Origin of the sequence: Escherichia sp. KS167_9B (assembly GCF_030295215.1) — a bacterium.
Taxonomy (GTDB): Bacteria; Pseudomonadota; Gammaproteobacteria; order Enterobacterales; family Enterobacteriaceae; genus Escherichia; species Escherichia coli_F.
Map to the genome: position 1 here is coordinate 3,094,475 of NZ_AP025754.1, position 22,084 is coordinate 3,116,558.

Sequence of the window (22,084 nt, forward strand, 5' to 3'; positions counted from 1 at the left end):
ACAATGGCCCGTTAGCAACGTCGAATAATTATTATGCGTGAGAATTTACGTTATGTAATTCAGTATCGCGCTCATGGAATCCGAATTTTAGTGAGAATTGTGGCTCAGACAGCCAAATCAGCCTCTTTTGCTTGTCGCTTTTCACCAAACATCCGACAATTTAGCCTAACCCGGCAAAAATGGAGATGCCTATGTCCACGACATGGTTTGTAGGAGCCGACTGGCTCGCCGAACATATTGATGACCCGGAAATTCAGATTATCGATGCCCGCATGGCACCGCCTGGACAGGAAGATCGTAACGTTGCCCAGGAGTATCTGAATGGACATATTCCCGGCGCAGTGTTTTTTGATATCGAAGCGCTTTCTGATCACACTTCCCCGCTTCCGCACATGCTGCCGCGCCCGGAAACGTTCGCCGTTGCAATGCGTGAGTTAGGCGTTAACCAGGATAAGCACCTGATTGTCTATGACGAAGGTAATCTTTTCTCAGCCCCACGCGCATGGTGGATGCTGCGCACCTTTGGTGTAGAGAAAGTGTCGATTCTGGGTGGTGGACTTGCAGGCTGGCAGCGTGATGATCTGCTATTAGAAGAAGGCGCAGTAGAGCTGCCGGAAGGAGAGTTTAACGCCGCGTTTAATCCTGAAGCCGTGGTGAAAGTAACCGATGTATTATTGGCAAGCCATGAAAATACGGCGCAAATTATTGATGCCCGCCCGGCTACACGTTTTAACGCAGAAGTTGATGAACCTCGCCCAGGTTTACGTCGCGGACATATTCCCGGTGCATTGAACGTTCCGTGGACGGAACTGGTCCGTGAAGGCGAACTAAAAACGACCGATGAACTGGATGCGATATTTTTTGGTCGCGGTGTCAGCTACGACAAACCAATTATCGTCAGCTGCGGTTCTGGTGTAACAGCAGCCGTGGTTTTATTGGCACTCGCGACGCTGGATGTGCCAAACGTGAAACTATACGACGGCGCATGGAGTGAATGGGGCGCACGGGCCGATTTACCGGTTGAGCCAGAGAAATAAGCTTTTTACAGGCAATAAAAAACCGCCAAATTTGGCGGTTTTTTATTGCTGGTCTGGTTCGCGGCCTTTCCAGCAGGTTGACTTGTGTTGCCGGAGCAACGCAGGCACCCCACAGTGTTGAAATACTCTCTTTTATGCCTGGCTAAGTCAAGATAATAAATAGAGTAATTATTCAAATATGAGAGTATTATTCGTGACGGCCCTTTTCGCCGTCTCGCAAACGGGCGCTGGCTTTAGGAAAGGATGTTCCATGACCGTAAATGCAGGCACCCCACAGCGCTTGCTATCGCGGCAATATCGCCAGTGGTGCTGTCGTGATGCGGTCTTCGCATGGACCGCACAATGAAGATACGGTGCTTCTGTATCGTACTTATTGTTTCTGGTGCGCTGTTAACCGAGGTAAATAATAACCGGAGTCCCTCCGGCAACAATTTACTGATGGTTAACAACCTTCAGAACAGCAAGTAAGCCCGAATGCCGCCCTTTGGGGCGGCATATTTTAAATTATTCGATTCTGTTTAAAATCACGCAGGAATCCACCCCAACGACGTTCATAGAATGGCGCAATATGTTCGGTAATAAAGTGGCTAATTCCTTTTTCCCCTTTTTTCACCTGGCAAATATCTATTGGTTCATCACCAGGTAATGTATCGGTCGCTACACTTCCCGCCGCCTGAATAATTTCTTCGATATCGCCATCGGCTTCAATGCCAATAAGTAAATTAGGCTGTGCCTCTTCGTTCTCTTTAATTGAACAAATAAAAGCACGCTTCACCGGCTTAATGGTTTTAAATAAGGTGGTAAGTGAATCAATCATTTGTGCTGGCGGCTCTGCGACTTCCGATAATATCAGCGATTCGCCGCCTTCCAGTACTTCCTGACTACTCAGCGGATTTCCTTCTTCACCAATCAACAAACTGATTTCACGCGGCATAAATTCTTTACCGATTGGCAGTTTGGCATTAAGGAAGAGCGTTTCGCCAAGGGTCATCTCAAACAATGTGCGAACGGGCATTACGACAAACGCCTGTTCGTCTTCAACCGCCTGTTGCAGTGCTTCTAACGAGGTGAAAAAAGGAATGACGCTGGTACCGTCTTCTTTTTCCCAGTGCTGTAAATCAAGCGCGCTATCTTCAGCCACTGCCTCGCCCTGCGCCGCCGTACCTGGTACCCAGACAGTGGATTCCAGTAGAGTACGGAAAAAGGCCGGGCGGTGCGCCGGTTCAGTTGCTGCTTTTTCCAGCAGCTCTTCAAGTTCGTTTTTTGTTTCGGACATAAGAACCACAATTCATTCAACGTTCGGGGCACAAGTGCCTGATGCGCTACGCTTATCAGGCCTACAAGGGAATCGCAATTTTTTGAATTCACAATACTTTGTAAGCCGGATAAGGCGTTTACGCCGCATCCGGCATATTAGTTTACGCCGTTAACAGATTAGCAATCGTGCGCACACCCAGCCCGGTCGCACCCGCAGACCACTGTTCAACCGGTGCTTTACGGTAAGTCGCCGAACAGTCGATATGCAGCCAACCTTGTTTATAGTTCTCAACAAAGTGCGACAGGAAGCCCGCCGCCGTACTTGCACCCGCCGGATACGCCGCGCTTCCGGTATTGTTCAGTTCCGCAAAGTTAGACGGCAGCTGGCTACGGTGGAACTCCGCCAGCGGCAGACGCCAGAACGGTTCGTTCTCCTGGGCGGCACTCTCCAGTAGGCGACCGGCCAACGCATCGTCAAAACTGAACAGCGCGTGATAATCATTACCCAGCGCGGTTTTCGCCGCACCGGTGAGTGTCGCGGCATCGATAATCAGTTCCGGTTTCTGCGCACTGGCGTCAATCAGGCCATCTGCCAGAACCAGACGCCCTTCCGCATCGGTGTTCATGACTTCGACTTTTTTACCGTTGCGATAGGTAATGATATCCCCCAGTTTGAACGCGTTGCCGCTAATCAGGTTATCCGCACAGCAGAGGAACAGCTTCACACGCTTGTTCAGACCGCGCGTAATGGCAAATGCCAGCGCCCCGGTAACCGTTGCCGCACCGCCCATGTCAGACTTCATTGAGTCCATAAACGCGGTCTGTTTGATGCTGTAGCCGCCGGAATCAAAGGTGATGCCTTTACCTACCAGGCACGCGTACACCGGCGCTTCTTTATCGCCAGTTGGGTTGTAATCCAGCGCCAGCAATACCGGGGAACGTTCTGAACCACGCCCGACAGTGTGCAGCCCCATATAACCTTGATCACGAAGATCTTCACCTTTGGTGATCCGGTAAGTCACACGATCGCCTGCGACGTTGCTGATCAGATCAACAGCACGCTGTGCCAGTTGCGATGGCCCCAGTTCTTCTGCCGGTGCGTTGATGGTGTCACGCACCCAGTCGATGATCATCAGGCGGTTATCCAATTCCTGACGCTGGGCATCGTCCAGATCCGGCCACTCCACTTTACGCGTGCCTTTCGGGGCTTTGTAACCTTGCCAGAATGCCCAGCAACGATCCGCATCCCAGCCATCACCGCTTAGCTGAACATGCTTGATGCCCAGACCGTCAATCTTGCGCGCCGCACGCTGGATCAGCCCCAGATCGTCTGCCCCGTTCAAATGCAGGGTAATGCCGTCATTATTAATGCTGTAAGTTGCTTTTTCTCCCCAGCGCGCGTCGGCAGGTTGGGTCGAGAGGGTAATCTTCATCGCTTCTGTCATTTTAGTTATCCTTATTTGTAAAAGGGCCGCCAGTTGGCAGCCCCAGGATTTTTCCGCTAAATGATTCGCGTTGCAGGAAGGCGGCAAGTGAGTGAAGCCCCAGGAGCATAGATAACTATGTGACTGGGGTGAACGAGCGCAGCCAACGCATCTGCGGCGTGAAGCATGACGCGGAAATCACTCGGCTTCGTCCAGCCAGACTAATAAAATCGCTTCGAGGATTTTCTCGTTCGATGCCTGCGGGTCGTCGTCGAAATCTTCCAGATCGCAAATCCACTGATGCATATCGGTGAATCGAACCGTTTTCGGATCAAGATCCGGATACGCATCGTACAGTGCTTCGCCAATTTCGCGGCTATCGGTCCACTTAAGTCCCATACTAACCTCTGTTAATGCTCACGCGCATGGTTGATAGTGTAACGCGGGATTTCGACCACTAAATCTTCGTCGGTAACGCGCGCCTGGCAGCTTAAACGGCTTTCCGGCTCCAGCCCCCAGGCTTTGTCCAGCATGTCGTCTTCCTGCTCTGAGCTTTCCGGCAGCGAATCAAAACCTTCACGAACGATGCAGTGGCAGGTGGTGCAAGCACAGGATTTTTCACAGGCGTGTTCAATCTCGATGCCGTTACGCAGCGCAACGTCGAGAATGGTTTCACCGCTATTCGCTTCCAGAACAGCGCCATCAGGACAGAGATCCTGATGAGGCAAAATAACAATCTTTGGCATATTAAACCTCGTCCACGGAATGGCCCTTCAGCGCACGACGAACCGACTGGTCCATGCGGCGAGCGGCGAAATCCTGGGTTTGTTTGTCTACGTTTTTAATCGCTTGTTCGATGGCGTCAACATCATCGCCCTGCGCCACTTCACTCAGGTGAGCGGCAGCATCGTCAATGACCTGACGCTCTGGGGCGCTTAACAGCGCGGCATCAGCAGCCAGCGCGCCGTGCAAACTTTCCAGCACACGCGCCGCTTCTACTTTTTGTTCAGCCAGCATACGGGCTTTTACGTCCTGCTCGGCATAGCTCATTGAGTCTTTGATCATCGAAGCGATTTCACTGTCGGTCAGACCATAAGACGGTTTAACCTGAATAGACGCCTCAACGCCGGTGGATTTCTCCATCGCCGTCACGCTCAAAAGACCATCAGCATCGACCTGAAACGTTACGCGAATATGCGCGCCGCCAGCCGGTAGCGCCGGAATACCACGCAGCGCAAAACGTGCCAGCGAGCGGCAGTCCTGCACCAGCTCACGCTCACCCTGCATTACATGGATAGACATCGCCGTCTGACCATCTTTAAAGGTGGTGAAATCCTGGGCGCGCGCCACCGGAATTGTGGTGTTACGCGGGATCACTTTCTCCACCAGGCCACCCATGGTTTCGAGGCCCAGCGACAGCGGGATCACATCAAGCAACAGCATTTCGCTGTCCGGCTTGTTACCCACCAGAATATCCGCCTGAATCGCCGCGCCAATAGCGACGACTTTATCCGGGTCGATGGAAGTCAGCGGTGGACGACCGAAAAATTCACCCACCCGTTCACGCACCAGCGGCACGCGGGTAGAACCACCAACCATCACCACTTCCAGTACGTCGTCAGCCTCAACGCCCGCGTCTTTCAGCGCACGACGACAAGCCAGTAAGGTTCGTTTTACCAATGGCGCGATCAGTTCGTTGAATTGTTCACGGCTGATTTCACCCTGCCAGCCCGCAACACTCACGGTCACAGAGTCCGCATCGCTCAGCGCGATTTTGGCCGCAATGGCGGCATCCAGCAGTTCACGCTGAACGCGGTTATCGCTACGGTCAGGAATGCCCGCCTGTTCGCGAATGTAATCTGCTAACAGATGGTCAAAGTCATCGCCGCCGAGCGCGGAATCACCGCCGGTCGCCAGCACTTCGAACACGCCGCGACTTAAGCGCAGAATGGAAATATCAAACGTCCCGCCACCGAGGTCATAAACAGCGATCACGCCTTCCTGACCGGAATCCAGCCCGTAGGCGATAGCCGCAGCGGTCGGTTCGTTAAGCAAGCGCAGAACATGCAGCCCAGCCAGACGCGCCGCGTCTTTGGTGCCCTGACGCTGGGCATCGTCAAAGTACGCCGGAACGGTGATAACGACACCATCCAAGTCGCCTGCCAGGGCTTCAGTTGCCCGCGCCGCCAGTGCTTTGAGGATGTCCGCAGAAACGCGCACCGGATTCAGCAATCCCGCTGCTGTTTCAATCATCGGCAAGCCGTTTTCGCTGGCCTGGAATTGATAAGGCAAATGCGGGTAGCGTTGCTGGATATCAGCCAGCGAGCGCCCCATCAGGCGTTTAACAGAACTAATGGTGTTGGCGGTGTCAAGCGCTGCGTTAGTGCGCGCGTCATAACCCACCGAATGCCCCTGCTGTTGATAGTGAACAACAGAGGGCAGCAGGTGACGGCCTTCATGGTCGGCTAACGTTTCGGCCTGACCGCTGCGCACTGTCGCCACCAGCGAGTTGGTTGTGCCCAGGTCAATACCGGCCGCCAGACGACGCTGATGCGGCGCAGCACTCAAACCAGGTTCACTAATTTGTAATAAGGCCATGTTTAGCTTCCAGAAATTAAAAATCGAGCAGTTTTTCTTCGAGTTGTTCGGCACTGCTTCGCAGTTTATCGAGAAAACGCAGCTTACGCACGGTATCCGCCGCCGCGTCCCACGTCTCGTTGTCTAACTGTTCAACCATCAACTGATGGCGGGTATCAAACATCTTTTTCACACGTTTGATAAAGCTTTCCAGCCGCGCTTCATCTTTCGCCTGTTCGATCTCGTCCAGTTCTTCGCGAAGCTCCAGCTGTTCCATCAGGAACGCGGTGTCGCGCACAGTATGCTGCTCGCTGGCGAGATCAAAACCGTGCAAAGAAAGTAAATATTCCGCGCGCATTAACGGATGACGCAGCGTTTGCCAGGCCTGGTTAATGGTTGCAGATTGCTGTACGGCGGCGAGTTGTTCCGCCTGGCTTCCGCTGGCGAATTTATCAGGATGATACTGACGTTGTAGATCCTGAAAACGCAGGCTCAGTGCCTGGGTATCGAGTTGATAACGGGCAGGCAAGCCAAAGAGGGTGAAGTAATCCATAACATTCTCAGGGCTGCGATCCGCCGCAATAACGACGAATCAGGTAAAACAAACCCCACGCGCAGCTGACCACGATGGGGTTATCGGTATGCGCATCAAACGTGGAAGCTTTCGCCGCAACCACACTCATCTTTGACGTTCGGGTTGGTAAATTTAAACCCTTCGTTCAGGCCTTCTTTTACGAAATCCAGTTGCGTACCGTCCAGAAATTGCAGGCTTTTGCCATCGACCACGACTTTCACGCCTTTGTCTTCAAACACGATGTCTTCCGGCGTCGGTTCGTCAACAAATTCCAGTACATAAGCCATACCTGAACATCCGGAGGTTCTCACGCCCAGACGCAGGCCAAACCCTTTGCCGCGGTTAGCCAGAAAGGTATTTACTCGCGCTGCTGCACTGTCGCTCAGTGTAATCGACATAACCAAACCTCAACTCTTATTTTGCTTCACGTTTGCTTTTATAGTCCGCAATGGCGGCTTTGATCGCGTCTTCTGCCAGAATAGAACAGTGAATTTTCACCGGCGGCAGTTCAAGTTCTTCAGCAATATCGGTGTTTTTGATCGCCTGTGCTTCGTCGAGAGACTTCCCTTTCACCCATTCGGTGACCAGGGAGCTGGAAGCGATAGCGGAACCGCAGCCGTAAGTTTTAAAACGCGCGTCTTCAATGATACCTTCATCGTTGACTTTAATCTGCAACTTCATCACGTCGCCACAGGCCGGTGCACCCACCATGCCGCTGCCCACGTTCTCGTCGTTGTTGTCAAAGGAACCCACGTTACGTGGATTCTCGTAATGATCGATAACTTTTTCGCTGTAAGCCATTATAAATTCTCCTGATTCCGATACCGATTAATGATGTGCCCATTCGATGCTGTTCAGATCCACGCCCTGCTTGTACATTTCCCACAGCGGAGAAAGGTCACGCAGACGACCGATGGATTTACGAACTAACTCGATGGTGTAGTCGATCTCTTCTTCAGTAGTAAAACGACCTAAAGAGAAACGGATAGAGCTATGTGCCAGCTCGTCGTTCAGCCCCAGCGCGCGCAGCACGTAGGACGGTTCGAGGCTTGCTGACGTACAGGCAGAACCGGAAGAAACCGCAAGGTCTTTCAGCGCCATAATCAGCGACTCACCTTCAACGTAATTAAAGCTGACGTTGAGAATGTTCGGCGCACCGTGTTCCAGGTCACCGTTCAGGTAAACTTCTTCGATATCTTTGATGCCGTTCCACAGACGGTTACGCAGGCCGCGCAGACGTTCCATCTCGGTCGCCATCTCTTCTTTTGCGATGCGATAGGCTTCGCCCATACCGACGATCTGGTGAACAGGCAGAGTACCGGAACGCATACCGCGCTCGTGACCGCCGCCGTGCATTTGTGCTTCGATACGTACGCGCGGTTTACGACGCACATACAGCGCACCGATACCTTTCGGGCCGTAGATTTTGTGACCGGAGAAAGACATCAGGTCAACTTTCAACTGGCTCAGGTCGATAGGCAGTTTGCCCACGCTCTGGGTTGCATCAACGTGATAGATAATGCCACGAGCACGGCACATTTCACCGATAGCCGCGATATCCTGCACCACGCCGATTTCGTTATTTACGTGCATGATGGAAACAAGGATGGTGTCATCACGCATCGCTGCTTCGAGTTCTTTCAGGTCGATAATACCGTTACGCTGCGGTGCCAGGTAAGTGACTTCAAAACCTTCGCGCTCCAGTTGACGGCAGGTATCCAGTACCGCTTTGTGTTCGGTTTTGCTGGTGATGATGTGCTTGCCTTTTTTCTGATAAAAGTTAGCAGCACCTTTGATCGCCAGGTTGTCAGATTCGGTAGCACCAGAGGTAAAGACAATTTCACGCGGATCAGCGCCAACCAGATCGGCAATCTGATTACGAGCGATATCTACCGCTTCTTCAGCCTGCCAGCCGAAACGGTGAGAACGGGAGGCCGGGTTACCAAAGGTTCCGTCCATCGTCATAAACTGCATCATTTTCTCGGCAACACGCGGGTCCACCGGCGTGGTTGCGGAGTAGTCGAGATAAATCGGTAATTTCATTGCTCTATAAACTCCGTACATCACTCAATGCAAGGAACCAGGCTACCGGCTGGATGTACGACCGTGTTTACGGAGCGCGAGACGCCCCGGCCTGATTCTAATATCTTGTTATCTTTAACCTAACTGTTTCGGGTTTCAGCAAGTTGACAAACTTACGAATCTCCGGGAGCTTACATAAGTAAGTGACCGGAGTGAGTATGTGCAGTCAACGCAGATGCAACACGAAACAGGACGGTTAAATTAAGCGCGTAACTTAACGTCGATCGCGTCTTGTGTGCGGGTGCGTGGCGCGTCGTGAGTATGCTGACGACCAGATACATCCAGCACTTCCTGGTTATTAACCAGTTCGCCTAAAGTAATGTTGTTGAGAAAACCGGTGAGGCGGTCGCTCAAATCACGCCACAGCGCATGGGTCAGGCATTTATCGCCCCCCTGGCAGCCGCCTTTACCCTGACAACGGGTGGCATCTACAGATTCGTCAACGGCGCTAATCACTTCGCCAACGGCGATGCTGCTGGCATCTTTGCCTAACAGATAACCACCGCCTGGTCCGCGTACGCTGGAAACCAGACCATTTTTACGCAGACGGGAAAACAGTTGTTCCAGATAAGAAAGGGAAATTCCCTGACGTTCGGAAATATCAGCCAACGGTACCGGGCCCGCTTCAGAGTTGAGCGCAACGTCAAGCATTGCGGTCACGGCATAGCGCCCTTTAGATGTCAGTCTCATGTCTTACTTCACCTCAAACTCGCCCCTGCCCGGGGTTTTTTATTGTAAAAGTGGGGGTATTGCATAGCAGGGTCAAGTCTGACATTCCCGAGTAAATTGGTCAACTATTTACTTGACTGATTTAGTCGGGTATTTAACCTTCAGTGCCATTTTTTTATCGTGGCGTTTGTACCTGTTGTCGGGTGCGGCGTAAACACTTTATCCGACCAGGGGTTCAGTACAATGTAGGCCTGACAAGACGCGTTAAGCGCCGTATCAGGCAACCTCGGTTATTCGGCCTTGTTACCTTTATTCTGCTGCTCAATAGAAGCCAGAATCCCGCGCAGGATATTCAACTCCTGGCTTTCCGGGCGCGCACGGGTAAACAGACGACGCAGCTTATTCATCACCTGCCCCGGATGGTTTTCACGGATAAAGCCGGTTGCCAGCAGCGTTTGTTCAAGATGACCGTAAAAACGTTCCAGATCATCGACCAGCGGATACGGCGTCTCGTCATGTTCAACCTGCTCGCTGTTCTCCTGAGTCGCCAGCCAGGCCATGCGCACTTCATAGGCAATAACCTGAACAGCCATCGCCAGGTTCAGCGAACTGTATTCCGGATTAGCGGCAATGGCGACATGATAATGGCACTTTTGCAACTCTTCATTGGTCAAGCCAACGCGCTCACGACCAAAAACCAGTGCCACCGGCGTATTTGCCGCTTCAGCGACGCTTTTCAAACCGCATTCACGCGGGTCGAGCATCGGCCACGGCAGCGTGCGGGAACGTGCGCTGGTGCCAACCACCAGGCTACAACCGGCTAACGCTTCGTCGAGCGTATCGACAATGTGAGCATTACCAATCACATCGCTGGCCCCTGCTGCCAGAGCAATCGCCTGGGAGTCAGGTTTCACCAATGGATTAACCAGCCACAGATTGGTTAAGCCCATTGTTTTCATGGCACGGGCAACAGAACCCATATTGCCGGTGTGTGACGTCTCCACCAGCACAATTCGAATATTTTGCAGCATTGTCTTTCTTCGTCTAAAGATTATTTGCGCATCTTATCATAAAACGAAGACAGATGCCGATCTCGCTGCTATACTCTGCGCCGTTTTCCCGTTCTTTAACATCCAGTGAGAGAGACCGATGCATCCGATGCTGAACATCGCCGTGCGCGCAGCGCGCAAGGCGGGTAATTTAATTGCCAAAAACTATGAAACCCCGGACGCTGTAGAAGCGAGCCAGAAAGGCAGTAACGATTTCGTGACCAACGTAGATAAAGCTGCCGAAGCGGTGATTATCGACACGATTCGTAAATCTTACCCACAGCACACCATCATCACCGAAGAAAGCGGTGAACTTGAAGGTACCGATCAGGATGTTCAATGGGTTATCGATCCACTGGATGGCACTACCAACTTTATCAAACGCCTGCCGCACTTCGCGGTATCTATTGCCGTTCGTATCAAAGGCCGCACTGAAGTTGCTGTGGTTTATGATCCTATGCGTAACGAACTGTTCACCGCGACTCGCGGTCAGGGCGCACAGCTGAACGGCTACCGTCTGCGCGGCAGCACCGCTCGCGATCTCGACGGTACTATTCTGGCGACCGGCTTCCCGTTCAAAGCAAAACAGTACGCCACCACCTACATCAACATCGTCGGCAAACTGTTCAACGAATGTGCAGACTTCCGTCGTACCGGTTCTGCGGCGCTGGATCTGGCTTACGTTGCTGCGGGTCGCGTTGACGGTTTCTTTGAAATCGGTCTGCGTCCGTGGGATTTCGCCGCAGGTGAGCTGCTGGTTCGTGAAGCGGGCGGCATCGTCAGCGACTTCAACGGTGGTCATAACTACATGCTGACCGGTAACATCGTTGCCGGTAACCCGCGCGTTGTTAAAGCCATGCTGGCGAACATGCGTGACGAGTTAAGCGACGCCCTGAAGCGTTAATTTCTCTGGCGGGTGATTTCTCTCACCCGCCCTCGCCTTTCAGGCGCTATTCCGAAATGCTTCCGCTCTGCTTTACTTTCTTTCGTCACTCTCCCACCATCTTTCCCCGATTAATGGATTATAAAGAAGTCGCAAGGAAAGGTTATGGCACTGCCAGTGAACACACGCGTTCTCAAAATTCTGTTTATTCTCTTTGTTGTTGCCTTCTGCGTTTATTTAGTGCCGCGCGTTGCCATCAACTTCTTCTATTATCCCGACGACAAAATTTACGGTCCCGACCCCTGGTCGGCGGAATCCGTCGAATTTACAGCTAAGGACGGTACTCGTCTGCAAGGCTGGTTTATCCCTTCTTCGACAGGCCCCGCTGACAACGCCATCGCAACCATCATTCATGCTCACGGCAATGCCGGAAATATGTCCGCCCACTGGCCGCTGGTCAGTTGGTTACCTGAGCGTAATTTCAACGTTTTTATGTTTGATTATCGCGGGTTTGGTAAATCAAAAGGCACGCCGTCTCAGGCCGGATTGCTGGACGATACGCTAAGTGCCATCAATGTGGTGCGCCATCGCAGTGATGTAAACCCACAACGACTGGTACTGTTCGGGCAGAGTATTGGCGGGGCGAATATTCTTGATGTTGTTGGTCAGGGTGATCGTGAGGGCATACGTGCAGTGATCCTCGACTCCACATTTGCCTCTTATGCAACCATTGCCAACCAGATGATCCCCGGCAGTGGCTACTTACTTGATGAGAGTTACAGCGGCGAAAATTACATCGCCAGCGTCAGCCCGATCCCAGTTTTACTCATTCACGGTAAGGCCGATCACGTTATCCCATGGCAGCACAGCCAAAAGTTGTATGATCTGGCAAAAGAGCCAAAACGTTTAATCTTAATCCCTGACGGCGAACACATTGATGCTTTTTCCGATCGTCACGGTGATGTTTATCGCGAACAAATAGTGGATTTTATCCTTAGCACGTTGAATCCGCACAACTAACCCATGATCGCTAGCGCGATAATCATTCACAAATCCACCTTTAGACGAGCTAATCCACTGGTCAGAACAGTTTAAGATGAGAAAAATTCTGTGACGCTTGCCAACATTTCTGATGATTAGCATTCCCTTCGCCATTTCCCTGGGCAAACTTTAGCTATTCTTATCAATTATGCTTATGGGAGATCTACAGATGATGCCTACGCTTGCTTCACCATCTGTCCTTTCGGCTCCCCAGCGCCGCTGCCAGATCTTGCTGACACTCTTTCAGCCGGGGTTGACCGCCACCACGGCAACTTTCAGCGAGCTTAATGGTGTGGATGATGATATTGCCTGTCTTGATATCAGCGAAACAGGACGGGAGATCCTGCGCTATCATCAACTCACACTGACTACTGGTTATGACGGTAGCTACCGGGTTGAAGGCACAGTGCTTAACCAACGTTTGTGTTTATTTCATTGGCTACGACGTGGTTTCCGTCTGTGTCCGTCATTTATTACCAGCCAATTCACACCTGCTCTGAAGAGTGAACTAAAGCGGCGCGGAATTTCGCGTAACTTTTACGACGATACCAATCTACAAGCGTTAGTGAATCTCTGCTCTCGACGGCTACAAAAACGCTTTGAATCGCGCGATATTCATTTCCTGTGTCTGTATCTGCAATATTGCTTGCTGCAACACCACGCTGGCATTACGCCTCAGTTTAATCCGCTCCAACGTCGCTGGGCAGAATCCTGCCTGGAATTTCAGGTAGCGCAGGAAATTGGACGCCACTGGCAGCGTCGGGCGCTCCAGCCTGTACCGCCTGATGAGCCACTATTTATGGCATTACTTTTTTCCATGTTGCGAGTTCCCGATCCAATTCGGGATGCGCATCAGCGGGATAGACAATTGCGTCAGTCTATCAAACGTCTGGTAAACCATTTTCGTGAGCTGGGAAATGTTCGTTTTTATGATGAACAGGGGTTATTAGATCAGCTTTATACTCACCTCGCCCAGGCGTTAAATCGCAGTTTGTTTGCCATCGGTATTGATAACACCCTGCCAGAAGAGTTCTCCAGACTGTACCCACGCCTGGTGCGCACCACCCGCGCGGCGCTGACCGGATTTGAAAGTGAATACAGCGTCCATCTTTCTGATGAGGAAAGCGGTCTGGTCGCGGTGATTTTCGGTGCCTGGCTAATGCAGGAAAACGACCTGCATGAAAAACAGATTATTCTACTGACCGGGAATGATAGCGAGCGTGAAGCGCAGATTGAGCAGCAGTTACGTGAACTAACGTTACTGCCGCTCAACATTAAGCATATGTCGGTAAAAGCATTTTTGCAGAGAGGTGCTCCACGCGGCGCGGCACTGATTATTGCGCCTTACACCACGCCGTTACCGCTCTTTTCACCACCGCTGATCTACACAGATCTGACGCTGACAACACACCAACAGGAGCAGATCCGCAAAATGCTCGAATCAGCATGAGGGAACAACTTTCGGGCGCAAGAACATTGCCGGAAGCGCCACCAGCGCCATCACCCAGAACACGCCGTGGCCCAGATATTGATACAGGAAACCGGCGAAGACGGTCATGATGGCGATACTACCGCCCATTGCAACGGCAGAGTAAACCGCCTGCAAACGAATGACTTCGCTACCCTGGCGGGCGGCAATATAACGCATGGCCGCCAGGTGGCAGACCGTGAAGGTGCCGCAATGCAGAATTTGCACTACTATCAACCACGGCAACGCCGTCGTTGCTCCCATAATTCCCCAGCGCATTACGCCGCTAATTGCCGAGATCAGCAGCATATCGCGTGCACTACAACGGCGGAAAAGTTTATTACTCAGCGCAAAAATAATGACTTCTGCCACCACGCCCAGCGACCACAAATAGCCCACCGCTGAAGCAGAATACCCAGCTGCCTGCCAGTAAATAGCGCTAAAACCGTAATAGGCTGCATGCGCTCCCTGTAATAAACAAACGCAGGCCAGAAAGCGCCAGTTCTGGCGGACCAGTGTCAGCCAGGCTGGCCCTCCCGTGCTCTCCTGCTGACGGCTAGCCCCTTGTGGCTGAATCGTTGGACGAATGAGAAATCCGAGCAGCATGGACGCCACGCCCAACGTCAACAGCGCGAGGATCACCCGATAATCCAACATACTGACCAGTTTGCCTGTCAGCGCCGAGCCAATGACAAACGCCACCGAGCCCCACAGTCGCACTTTGCCGTAATCAAGCGGGAACTGTTTTTGCCATGTATTCGCCAGTGCATCGGTCAACGGTACCAGCGGTGAGAAAAAGAGGTTAAAGCCAATCATCACCACCATCAACCACGCTACATGCGCCCCCGCCCAGAAGGCGACAGCAAAGAGAAGTGTCAGCAGTGCCAGTACGCGCAAGGCGGAAATCAGGCGGGAAGGATCGCTAACGCGGGGCGCGATGATCAAACTCCCGAGAAAACGGGCAACCAGACCAGCCCCCAATAACAGGCCGATAGTTTCTGGCGTTAAGCCAATCCCCTTAAGCCAGACGCTCCAGAAAGGTAGAAAAATGCCGTAACTAAAAAAGTATGTGAAATAACCGAGCGCCAACCAGCGCGTGGATTGCAAAACCATGAGTCCCTCCCGTCAGGAGGCGTTAGTCTGGGGTTAATCGAATGTTGGTGCAAGTTGAAAAATAAGAATATTCGAGCCTGCTTCCCGATGTCTGTAACGCCTGTTCGCAAGCACTAAAAAAGCTGCGCCCCACAACGCACCTTGCAAAATTATTGCGTATTTATGCCGTTACGCTTGCCAAACGTTCCTGCACAATGGCGATGAAATCGCGTAATGCCGGTTTCATTTCGCCTTTCTTCCACGCCATTAGTAGGGCAATGGAAGGCACATTTCCGGCAATTGGCCGAAATACCACCTGCCCGGTATTAAAATTATTCATATAACCGGGTATCAAAGTTACGCCAAGCCCCATCCCCACCAAATTCATCGTTACCAGAATATTGGTTGCCACCTGGACGATATTCGGCTGGCTGTTTTCTTGCGCAAACCACTCCTTAACGATCGGCGCAAGCGAACCGGAATACGCCGGATCGGTACTAACGAAATTCACGCCATCCAGCTGCGCGGCGGTGATCTCTTTTTCTTGTGCTAAAGGATGATCAACCGGCAACACCACCACTAATGGTTCGTCAAAAAGTTCCAGATAATCAATCTCCGGGCTATAAACAGGATGGCGCATTAAGCCGACATCCAGTTCACCACGGCGAATTTTTTCTTCCTGTTCCGTGGTAATTAAACTCACCAATTCGATCAAAGTTTCTGGCTGTTTCAGTCGGAACATGGGCAATACTTTTGGCAGTAAATTCACTTCCGCCGATGGAACGAAACCGATGATTAAATGCTTATCTTCCTGAACAATTTTCCGCGCCCGTTGTTTGGCCTTTTCCGCTTGTTCCAGGATTGCCTGCGCGTCCTGGAGAAAACATTCTCCCGCCGCCGTCAACGCGACTTTACGTTTATCACGTACCAGTAGCGGAACACCAACACAGTTTTCGAGATCGCGGATCTGGCTGCTTAACGAAGGCTGTGAGGTATGCAGTTTTTCCGCCGCACGGGTAAAGTTCAGTGCCTGCGCCACTGCGACGAAATAGCGTAAATGCCGTAGTTCCATCACCTTCCCCCTGTTATCGAAAAAACGTCTCAGTTGGTAGAAATTAACTATTTCACATATCAGCAACCAACCAGCAACATCCTTATGGCACAAAAATAGAAGGTCAATACATCTTATCTTTCAGGATTAAAAAATATGACCACACCCTCAGATTTGAACATTTACCAACTGATTGACACCCAAAACGGTCGGGTTACTCCGCGTATTTATACCGACCCGGATATTTACCAACTGGAGCTTGAGCGCATTTTCGGTCGTTGCTGGCTATTTCTCGCCCACGAAAGCCAGATCCCAAAACCCGGTGATTTCTTTAACACCTACATGGGAGAAGATGCGGTTGTCGTGGTGCGCCAAAAAGACGGCAGCATCAAGGCGTTTCTCAACCAATGCCGCCATCGAGCCATGCGTGTGAGTTATGCCGATTGCGGCAACACTCGCGCCTTTACCTGCCCGTATCATGGCTGGTCTTATGGTATTAACGGCGAGTTGATTGATGTACCGCTGGAACCTCGCGCCTACCCACAAGGGCTGTGTAAATCCCACTGGGGGTTAAACGAAGTTCCCTGTGTGGAGAGTTATAAGGGGCTGATTTTTGGCAACTGGGATACCTCCGCGCCGGGCCTGCGTGATTACCTGGGTGACATTGCCTGGTATCTGGATGGCATGCTGGATCGTCGCGAAGGCGGTACCGAAATTGTCGGCGGCGTACAGAAGTGGGTGATCAACTGCAACTGGAAATTCCCGGCAGAGCAGTTCGCCAGTGACCAGTATCACGCCCTGTTCAGCCATGCTTCTGCCGTACAGGTATTAGGAGCGAAAGATGATGGCAGCGATAAGCGTCTCGGCGATGGACAAACCGCCCGCCCGGTATGGGAAACCGCTAAAGATGCCCTGCAATTCGGTCAGGACGGACACGGTAGCGGTTTCTTCTTTACCGAAAAGCCAGACGCCAATGTCTGGGTCGATGGCGCGGTTTCCAGCTATTACCGCGAAACCTATGCCGAAGCAGAACAACGTTTAGGTGAAGTTCGCGCTCTGCGCCTGGCGGGTCATAACAATATTTTCCCCACGCTTTCCTGGCTCAACGGCACTGCCACACTCCGCGTCTGGCATCCGCGCGGCCCTGATCAAGTTGAAGTGTGGGCGTTCTGTATTACTGATAAAGCCGCCTCCGATGAAGTTAAAGCCGCTTTTGAAAACAGCGCCACCCGCGCTTTTGGTCCTGCTGGTTTTCTCGAGCAGGATGACTCGGAGAACTGGTGTGAAATCCAGAAATTGCTGAAAGGTCACCGCGCCCGCAACAGCAAACTGTGTCTGGAAATGGGGCTTGGTCAGGAAAAACGTCGCGACGACGGCATTCCAGGCATTACAAACTATATCTTCTCAGAAACGGCCGCCCGTGGAATGTATCAACGCTGGGCCGATCTCCTGAGCAGCGAAAGCTGGCAGGAAGTGCTCGATAAAACCGCCGCATACCAGCAGGAGGTGATGAAATGAGTGCGCAGGTTTCACTGGAGTTACATCACCGCATTAGCCAGTTTCTCTATCACGAAGCCAGTCTGCTGGATGACTGGAAATTTCGTGACTGGCTGGCGCAGCTCGACAAAGAGATTCGTTACACCATGCGCACCACGGTTAACGCGCAAACGCGTGACCGCCGCAAAGGCGTTCAGCCACCGACAACCTGGATTTTTAATGACACCAAAGACCAGCTGGAGCGGCGAATCGCGCGTCTGGAAACGGGCATGGCCTGGGCAGAAGAGCCGCCGTCGCGCACCCGTCACTTAATCAGCAACTGCCAGGTAAACGAAACCGACATCCCAAACGTGTTTGCTGTGCGGGTAAATTATCTGCTTTATCGGGCACAAAAAGAGCGCGATGAAACATTCTATGTCGGGACTCGTTTTGACAAAGTTCGCCGTCTGGAAGATGACAACTGGCGCTTGCTGGAACGGGATATCGTCCTGGATCAAGCGGTGATCACGTCCCATAACCTGAGTGTACTGTTCTGATGAATCGAATTTATGCGTGTCCCGTTGCGGATGTGCCGGAGGGTGAGGCTCTCCGGATCGATACCTCGCCCGTCATCGCCCTGTTCAACGTTGGCGGCGAGTTTTATGCCATTAACGATCGTTGCAGTCATGGTAATGCGTCGATGTCAGAAGGGTATCTGGAAGATGATGCTACGGTAGAGTGCCCACTGCACGCCGCCAGTTTTTGCCTGAAAACGGGGAAAGCGTTATGCCTGCCCGCCACCGATCCGCTAACCACTTATCCAGTACACGTTGAAGGTGGTGATATCTTCATCGACTTACCGGAGGCGCAGCCATGAGCGATCTGCATAACGAGTCCATCTTTATTACTGGTGGCGGATCGGGATTAGGACTGGCACTGGTCGAGCGATTTATCGAAGAAGGTGCGCAGGTTGCCACGCTGGAACTGTCGGCGGCAAAAGTCGCCAGTCTGCGTCAGCGATTTGGCGAACATATTCTGGCGGTGGAAGGTAACGTGACCTGCTATGCCGATTATCAACGCGCGGTCGATCAGATCCTGACTCGTTCTGGCAAGCTGGATTGTTTTATCGGCAATGCGGGCATCTGGGATCACAATGCCTCACTGGTTAATACTCCCGCAGAGACGCTCGAAACCGGCTTCCACGAGCTGTTTAACGTCAACGTACTCGGTTACCTGCTGGGCGCAAAAGCCTGCGCTCCGGCGTTAATCGCCAGTGAAGGCAGCATGATTTTCACCCTGTCCAATGCTGCCTGGTATCCCGGCGGCGGTGGCCCGCTGTATACCGCCAGTAAACATGCCGCAACCGGACTTATTCGCCAACTGGCCTATGAACTGGCACCTAAAGTACGGGTGAATGGCGTTGGGCCATGCGGTATGGCCAGCGATCTACGCGGCCCACAGGCGCTCGGGCAAAGTGAAACCTCGATAATGCAGTCTCTGACGCCGGAGAAAATTGCCGCCATATTACCGCTGCAATTTTTCCCGCAACCGGCGGATTTTACGGGTCCGTATGTGATGTTGGCATCGCGGCGCAATAATCGCGCATTAAGCGGTGTGATGATCAACGCTGATGCGGGTTTAGCGATTCGCGGCATTCGCCACGTAGCGGCTGGGCTGGATCTTTAAGGAAGTACGATGAAAGAAAAAACGATCATTATTGTCGGGGGCGGGCAAGCGGCGGCAATGGCTGCGGCCTCGCTACGCCAGCAAGGGTTCACCGGTGAGCTGCATCTGTTTTCCGATGAGCAACATCTTCCTTATGAACGCCCACCGCTCTCGAAATCCATGTTGCTGGAAGATTCCCCGCAGTTACAGCAGGTGTTACCTCCTCACTGGTGGCAGGAAAACAATGTTCATCTGCATTCCGGTGTAACCATCAAATCGCTGGGCCGCGACACAAGAGAGTTAGTGTTAACCAACGGCGAAAGTTGGCACTGGGATCAGCTGTTTATGGCAACCGGCGCGGCAGCCCGACCGCTGCCATTGCTTGATGCACTGGGAGAACGCTGCTTTACCCTGCGCCATGCCGGCGATGCCGCCAGACTGAGAGAAGTTCTGCAGCCCGAACGGTCAGTCGTGATTGTCGGTGCCGGAACTATTGGTCTGGAACTGGCTGCCAGCGCCACGCAGCGTGGATGTAAGGTGACAGTGATTGAACTGGCGGCAACCGTCATGGGCCGTAATGCACCATCGCCCGTGCAACGCTATCTTTTACAGCGCCATCAGCAGGCTGGTGTGCGCATTCTGCTCAATAATGCCATTGAACATGTGGTCGATGGTGAAAAAGTAGAACTGACGCTGCAAAGTGGCGAAACGCTTCAGGCCGATGTGGTGATTTACGGTATTGGTATCAGCGCCAACGACCAACTGGCTCGCGAGGCCAACCTTGATACTGCCAATGGTATTGTCATTGATGAAGCTTGCCGCACCTGCGATCCCGCGATCTTTGCCGGTGGCGATGTGGCAATCACCCGTCTTGATAATGGTGCACTACACCGCTGCGAAAGCTGGGAAAACGCCAATAACCAGGCGCAAATTGCCGCTGCCGCAATGTTGGGGCTACCGCTTCCGCGACTGCCGCCGCCGTGGTTCTGGAGCGATCAGTACAGTGATAACTTACAGTTTATTGGCGATATGCGTGGCGATGACTGGATTTGTCGTGGCAACCCGGAAACTCAGAAGGCGATTTGGTTTAATCTGCAAAACGGCGTGCTTATCGGTGCGGTAACACTGAATCAGGGCCGTGAGATTCGCCCAATCCGCAAATGGATCCAGAGCGGCAAAACGTTTGATGCGAAACTGCTGATAGATGAGGACATCGCGCTTAAATCACTGTAACCAGGATAATTAGCGAATATCTCAACGCCTGGGGCGTGGCGAGGTACCAGAGTGTGTATTACGTTTAAATCACATTATCTTGCAAAGGGATTGGTTATGAACACACTACGTTATTTTGATTTTGGTGCTGCCCGCCCCGTTTTGTTATTAATTGCCCGTATCGCCGTGGTCTTAATTTTCATTATTTTTGGTTTTCCCAAAATGATGGGCTTTGACGGTACGGTCCAATATATGGCCTCGCTGGGCGCGCCAATGCCGATGCTGGCAGCGATTATTGCGGTAGTTATGGAAGTGCCCGCCGCGATTTTAATCGTGCTTGGCTTTTTCACCCGTCCGCTGGCGGTGCTGTTTATTTTCTACACGCTGGGTACGGCGGTGATTGGTCACCATTACTGGGATATGACCGGCGATGCGGTTGGGCCAAATATGATTAATTTCTGGAAGAATGTCAGTATCGCTGGCGCATTCCTGCTGTTGGCAATTACCGGGCCTGGAGCGATTTCTCTCGATCGACGTTAGGAAAGATGCCGGATGCGGCGTGAACGCCAGATCCGGCCTACCGTTCCAACACCGATTGTAGGCCTGATAAGACGCGGCAAGCGTCGCATCAGGCATTTTATAAATTACAGCAACTCCACCCGCAACGACATCTCTGAGGTTGTTGATTCCCCCGGCGCAAGCGCAATGAGATCACCCCCTTCCGGGCGATGATGGTCATCCGGCGCATGACTCATCGGCTCCAGACAGAAGAAATCAAACGCGTACCCTTTATCAAACGCGGGGTCGGAGACAAAGATGAAATAGCACGGCGCGGGCGGCATCGTTTCCATAGTGATAGCGTAACCCTCCTGCGGCTGCTCGATGCGGGCCTGACCATTCCATCCGGCAAAGCCATTGTTCACCCACTGGTGCGGCAACGGCGCGAACTGGTTGAAATCCAGCGCCTGCGGTAGCTGCTCGCAAAACTCACCCGCCAGCCACTGCTCCCGCTCCAGCCAGTAACCGCTCGCCTGCGCCTGAATCCGCGTTTGTGGTGACAACGGAAAATAAGGATGCCAGCCGGTACCAAATGGCAGCGTCTCTGTCCCTTGGTTGGTGACAGAGAGCGTCACCGTCAGCGTATCTGCCGTTAAATGAAACGCCTGACTTACCCGATACTGATAAATACCTGTGCGATGTTCATATACCAGACACAAGCTTTCATCGCTGCGCGAGACACATTGCCACTCGCCCAGCCAGCCGTCGCCGTGCAGATAGTGCGCATCCCATTCAATATTCGGTTGCAGTTGATACTCACGCCCCTGCCAGACAAAATGGTTGCCGCTCACCCGGTTTGCAAACGGCACCAGCGGAAAACAAGAGGCATCGGTTGCCACACCGCTTTTTTTACCGGGACGTAAGAGCGGCGTCGCGTCACGCCAGAAGCCTTCGATGACGCCGCCCCGGTCAGAAACGTCCAGCTTTAGCGGCCCGTGAGATAAGGTATAGATGGTCATCCGCTGACTC

At 52.4% G+C, this 22,084-nt stretch carries 25 protein-coding genes; 11 read left to right on the forward strand and 14 right to left on the reverse strand.

The features are described 5' to 3' along the window. The first annotated feature begins 191 nt into the window (after positions 1-191). Positions 192-1,037: a 3-mercaptopyruvate sulfurtransferase gene (gene sseA, locus QUE34_RS15455; RefSeq protein WP_032303554.1), complete on the forward strand. Its 846-nt coding sequence runs from the start codon at positions 192-194 to the stop codon at positions 1,035-1,037. A 342-nt stretch (positions 1,038-1,379) separates the two neighbouring features. Continuing rightward, positions 1,380-1,505, forward strand: a complete 126-nt coding sequence (gene timP, locus QUE34_RS15460; RefSeq protein ID WP_248785394.1) for a small toxic inner membrane protein TimP — start codon at positions 1,380-1,382, stop codon at positions 1,503-1,505. 31 nt (positions 1,506-1,536) lie between these two features. On the opposite strand, the gene sseB is transcribed toward timP, so the two are convergent. The 11 genes from sseB to trmJ all read right to left on the reverse strand — a co-directional run bounded on the left by sseB (position 1,537) and on the right by trmJ (position 10,651). Continuing rightward, positions 1,537-2,313 carry an enhanced serine sensitivity protein SseB gene (gene sseB / locus QUE34_RS15465; protein WP_032303555.1) on the reverse strand — a complete coding sequence of 259 codons (777 nt, stop codon included), beginning with the start codon at positions 2,311-2,313 and terminating at the stop codon, positions 1,537-1,539. Positions 2,314-2,455: 142 nt separating this feature from the next. Further along, a complete protein-coding gene (gene pepB / locus QUE34_RS15475; protein ID WP_032303556.1) occupies positions 2,456-3,739 on the reverse strand; it encodes an aminopeptidase PepB in 1,284 nt (427 codons plus the stop codon). Between the two features lie 177 nt (positions 3,740-3,916). Next, positions 3,917-4,117: a Fe-S cluster assembly protein IscX gene (iscX, locus tag QUE34_RS15480; protein WP_000523616.1), complete on the reverse strand. Its 201-nt coding sequence runs from the start codon at positions 4,115-4,117 to the stop codon at positions 3,917-3,919. Positions 4,118-4,128: 11 nt separating this feature from the next. Continuing rightward, a complete protein-coding gene (fdx, locus tag QUE34_RS15485) occupies positions 4,129-4,464 on the reverse strand; it encodes an ISC system 2Fe-2S type ferredoxin (RefSeq protein WP_001124471.1) in 336 nt (111 codons plus the stop codon). A 1-nt stretch (position 4,465) separates the two neighbouring features. Further along, positions 4,466-6,316 carry a Fe-S protein assembly chaperone HscA gene (gene hscA / locus QUE34_RS15490; protein ID WP_103253362.1) on the reverse strand — a complete coding sequence of 617 codons (1,851 nt, stop codon included), beginning with the start codon at positions 6,314-6,316 and terminating at the stop codon, positions 4,466-4,468. 16 nt (positions 6,317-6,332) lie between these two features. Beyond that, a complete protein-coding gene (hscB, locus tag QUE34_RS15495) occupies positions 6,333-6,848 on the reverse strand; it encodes a co-chaperone HscB (RefSeq protein WP_000384413.1) in 516 nt (171 codons plus the stop codon). Positions 6,849-6,943: 95 nt separating this feature from the next. Continuing rightward, entirely contained in the window at positions 6,944-7,267 is a 324-nt protein-coding gene (iscA, locus tag QUE34_RS15500) for an iron-sulfur cluster assembly protein IscA (RefSeq protein WP_000028953.1), read from the reverse strand. 16 nt (positions 7,268-7,283) lie between these two features. After that, positions 7,284-7,670, reverse strand: coding sequence for a Fe-S cluster assembly scaffold IscU (gene iscU, locus QUE34_RS15505; RefSeq protein WP_000331707.1), 387 nt, complete (start codon positions 7,668-7,670; stop codon positions 7,284-7,286). Positions 7,671-7,697: 27 nt separating this feature from the next. Beyond that, complete coding sequence (gene iscS, locus QUE34_RS15510; protein ID WP_001295373.1) at positions 7,698-8,912, reverse strand: cysteine desulfurase; 1,215 nt, start codon at positions 8,910-8,912, stop codon at positions 7,698-7,700. Between the two features lie 240 nt (positions 8,913-9,152). Beyond that, positions 9,153-9,641: a Fe-S cluster assembly transcriptional regulator IscR gene (gene iscR / locus QUE34_RS15515; protein WP_001241357.1), complete on the reverse strand. Its 489-nt coding sequence runs from the start codon at positions 9,639-9,641 to the stop codon at positions 9,153-9,155. A 269-nt stretch (positions 9,642-9,910) separates the two neighbouring features. Beyond that, the gene (trmJ, locus tag QUE34_RS15520) at positions 9,911-10,651 is read right to left on the reverse strand and encodes a tRNA (cytosine(32)/uridine(32)-2'-O)-methyltransferase TrmJ (RefSeq protein ID WP_000940023.1); all 741 of its coding nucleotides are present in this window, start codon (positions 10,649-10,651) and stop codon (positions 9,911-9,913) included. A gap of 118 nt (positions 10,652-10,769) precedes the next feature. Between trmJ and suhB the strand changes: the two genes are divergently transcribed. From suhB to csiE, 3 genes are all read left to right on the forward strand, one after another. Further along, positions 10,770-11,573 (forward strand): inositol-1-monophosphatase, encoded by an 804-nt coding sequence (gene suhB, locus QUE34_RS15525; RefSeq protein ID WP_032303558.1) that lies wholly within the window; start codon positions 10,770-10,772, stop codon positions 11,571-11,573. Positions 11,574-11,717: 144 nt separating this feature from the next. Continuing rightward, the gene (locus QUE34_RS15530) at positions 11,718-12,572 is read left to right on the forward strand and encodes an alpha/beta hydrolase (RefSeq protein WP_024212144.1); all 855 of its coding nucleotides are present in this window, start codon (positions 11,718-11,720) and stop codon (positions 12,570-12,572) included. 190 nt (positions 12,573-12,762) lie between these two features. Continuing rightward, positions 12,763-14,043 (forward strand): stationary phase inducible protein CsiE, encoded by a 1,281-nt coding sequence (csiE, locus tag QUE34_RS15535; RefSeq protein ID WP_032303559.1) that lies wholly within the window; start codon positions 12,763-12,765, stop codon positions 14,041-14,043. Here the strand turns inward: csiE and QUE34_RS15540 are convergent. Further along, positions 14,035-15,174, reverse strand: coding sequence for a 3-phenylpropionate MFS transporter (locus QUE34_RS15540; RefSeq protein ID WP_000244171.1), 1,140 nt, complete (start codon positions 15,172-15,174; stop codon positions 14,035-14,037). The two genes, csiE and QUE34_RS15540, sit on opposite strands and share 9 nt — an antisense overlap. Positions 15,175-15,334: 160 nt before the next feature. After that, entirely contained in the window at positions 15,335-16,225 is an 891-nt protein-coding gene (hcaR, locus tag QUE34_RS15545; RefSeq protein ID WP_000423267.1) for a DNA-binding transcriptional regulator HcaR, read from the reverse strand. Positions 16,226-16,360: 135 nt separating this feature from the next. On the opposite strand from hcaR, the gene hcaE reads away from it, so the two are divergent. The 6 genes from hcaE (at position 16,361) to QUE34_RS15575 (ending at position 21,097) form a co-directional block, all read left to right on the forward strand. Next, entirely contained in the window at positions 16,361-17,722 is a 1,362-nt protein-coding gene (hcaE, locus tag QUE34_RS15550) for a 3-phenylpropionate/cinnamic acid dioxygenase subunit alpha (protein WP_000211172.1), read from the forward strand. Further along, positions 17,719-18,237 (forward strand): 3-phenylpropionate/cinnamic acid dioxygenase subunit beta, encoded by a 519-nt coding sequence (gene hcaF / locus QUE34_RS15555; protein ID WP_032303562.1) that lies wholly within the window; start codon positions 17,719-17,721, stop codon positions 18,235-18,237. The genes hcaE and hcaF overlap by 4 nt, the downstream gene beginning before the upstream one ends. Then, positions 18,237-18,557, forward strand: a complete 321-nt coding sequence (locus QUE34_RS15560) for a bifunctional 3-phenylpropionate/cinnamic acid dioxygenase ferredoxin subunit (RefSeq protein WP_001080102.1) — start codon at positions 18,237-18,239, stop codon at positions 18,555-18,557. Before hcaF ends, QUE34_RS15560 begins: the two co-directional genes overlap by 1 nt. Further along, positions 18,554-19,366, forward strand: coding sequence for a 3-phenylpropionate-dihydrodiol/cinnamic acid-dihydrodiol dehydrogenase (gene hcaB / locus QUE34_RS15565; RefSeq protein WP_001281377.1), 813 nt, complete (start codon positions 18,554-18,556; stop codon positions 19,364-19,366). The genes QUE34_RS15560 and hcaB overlap by 4 nt, the downstream gene beginning before the upstream one ends. 9 nt (positions 19,367-19,375) lie before the next feature. After that, a complete protein-coding gene (hcaD, locus tag QUE34_RS15570) occupies positions 19,376-20,578 on the forward strand; it encodes a phenylpropionate dioxygenase ferredoxin reductase subunit (protein ID WP_032303563.1) in 1,203 nt (400 codons plus the stop codon). Positions 20,579-20,674: 96 nt separating this feature from the next. After that, positions 20,675-21,097 carry a DoxX family protein gene (locus tag QUE34_RS15575; protein WP_001094726.1) on the forward strand — a complete coding sequence of 141 codons (423 nt, stop codon included), beginning with the start codon at positions 20,675-20,677 and terminating at the stop codon, positions 21,095-21,097. 104 nt (positions 21,098-21,201) lie between these two features. Here QUE34_RS15575 and QUE34_RS15580 read toward each other — a convergent pair whose 3' ends face one another. Beyond that, entirely contained in the window at positions 21,202-22,074 is an 873-nt protein-coding gene (locus QUE34_RS15580) for an aldose 1-epimerase (protein WP_032303564.1), read from the reverse strand. Between the last annotated feature and the right edge of the window lie 10 nt (positions 22,075-22,084).

Excerpts from the sequence above, each read along its gene's own strand:
- sseA (WP_032303554.1), top strand. The coding sequence starts at position 192 with ATGTCCACGACATGGTTTGTAGGAGCCGACTGGCTCGCCGAACATATT.
- timP (WP_248785394.1), top strand. The coding sequence starts at position 1,380 with ATGAAGATACGGTGCTTCTGTATCGTACTTATTGTTTCTGGTGCGCTG.
- sseB (WP_032303555.1), bottom strand. The coding sequence starts at position 2,313 with ATGTCCGAAACAAAAAACGAACTTGAAGAGCTGCTGGAAAAAGCAGCA.
- pepB (WP_032303556.1), bottom strand. The coding sequence starts at position 3,739 with ATGACAGAAGCGATGAAGATTACCCTCTCGACCCAACCTGCCGACGCG.
- iscX (WP_000523616.1), bottom strand. The coding sequence starts at position 4,117 with ATGGGACTTAAGTGGACCGATAGCCGCGAAATTGGCGAAGCACTGTAC.
- fdx (WP_001124471.1), bottom strand. The coding sequence starts at position 4,464 with ATGCCAAAGATTGTTATTTTGCCTCATCAGGATCTCTGTCCTGATGGC.
- hscA (WP_103253362.1), bottom strand. The coding sequence starts at position 6,316 with ATGGCCTTATTACAAATTAGTGAACCTGGTTTGAGTGCTGCGCCGCAT.
- hscB (WP_000384413.1), bottom strand. The coding sequence starts at position 6,848 with ATGGATTACTTCACCCTCTTTGGCTTGCCTGCCCGTTATCAACTCGAT.
- iscA (WP_000028953.1), bottom strand. The coding sequence starts at position 7,267 with ATGTCGATTACACTGAGCGACAGTGCAGCAGCGCGAGTAAATACCTTT.
- iscU (WP_000331707.1), bottom strand. The coding sequence starts at position 7,670 with ATGGCTTACAGCGAAAAAGTTATCGATCATTACGAGAATCCACGTAAC.
- iscS (WP_001295373.1), bottom strand. The coding sequence starts at position 8,912 with ATGAAATTACCGATTTATCTCGACTACTCCGCAACCACGCCGGTGGAC.
- iscR (WP_001241357.1), bottom strand. The coding sequence starts at position 9,641 with ATGAGACTGACATCTAAAGGGCGCTATGCCGTGACCGCAATGCTTGAC.
- trmJ (WP_000940023.1), bottom strand. The coding sequence starts at position 10,651 with ATGCTGCAAAATATTCGAATTGTGCTGGTGGAGACGTCACACACCGGC.
- suhB (WP_032303558.1), top strand. The coding sequence starts at position 10,770 with ATGCATCCGATGCTGAACATCGCCGTGCGCGCAGCGCGCAAGGCGGGT.
- QUE34_RS15530 (WP_024212144.1), top strand. The coding sequence starts at position 11,718 with ATGGCACTGCCAGTGAACACACGCGTTCTCAAAATTCTGTTTATTCTC.
- csiE (WP_032303559.1), top strand. The coding sequence starts at position 12,763 with ATGATGCCTACGCTTGCTTCACCATCTGTCCTTTCGGCTCCCCAGCGC.
- QUE34_RS15540 (WP_000244171.1), bottom strand. The coding sequence starts at position 15,174 with ATGGTTTTGCAATCCACGCGCTGGTTGGCGCTCGGTTATTTCACATAC.
- hcaR (WP_000423267.1), bottom strand. The coding sequence starts at position 16,225 with ATGGAACTACGGCATTTACGCTATTTCGTCGCAGTGGCGCAGGCACTG.
- hcaE (WP_000211172.1), top strand. The coding sequence starts at position 16,361 with ATGACCACACCCTCAGATTTGAACATTTACCAACTGATTGACACCCAA.
- hcaF (WP_032303562.1), top strand. The coding sequence starts at position 17,719 with ATGAGTGCGCAGGTTTCACTGGAGTTACATCACCGCATTAGCCAGTTT.
- QUE34_RS15560 (WP_001080102.1), top strand. The coding sequence starts at position 18,237 with ATGAATCGAATTTATGCGTGTCCCGTTGCGGATGTGCCGGAGGGTGAG.
- hcaB (WP_001281377.1), top strand. The coding sequence starts at position 18,554 with ATGAGCGATCTGCATAACGAGTCCATCTTTATTACTGGTGGCGGATCG.
- hcaD (WP_032303563.1), top strand. The coding sequence starts at position 19,376 with ATGAAAGAAAAAACGATCATTATTGTCGGGGGCGGGCAAGCGGCGGCA.
- QUE34_RS15575 (WP_001094726.1), top strand. The coding sequence starts at position 20,675 with ATGAACACACTACGTTATTTTGATTTTGGTGCTGCCCGCCCCGTTTTG.
- QUE34_RS15580 (WP_032303564.1), bottom strand. The coding sequence starts at position 22,074 with ATGACCATCTATACCTTATCTCACGGGCCGCTAAAGCTGGACGTTTCT.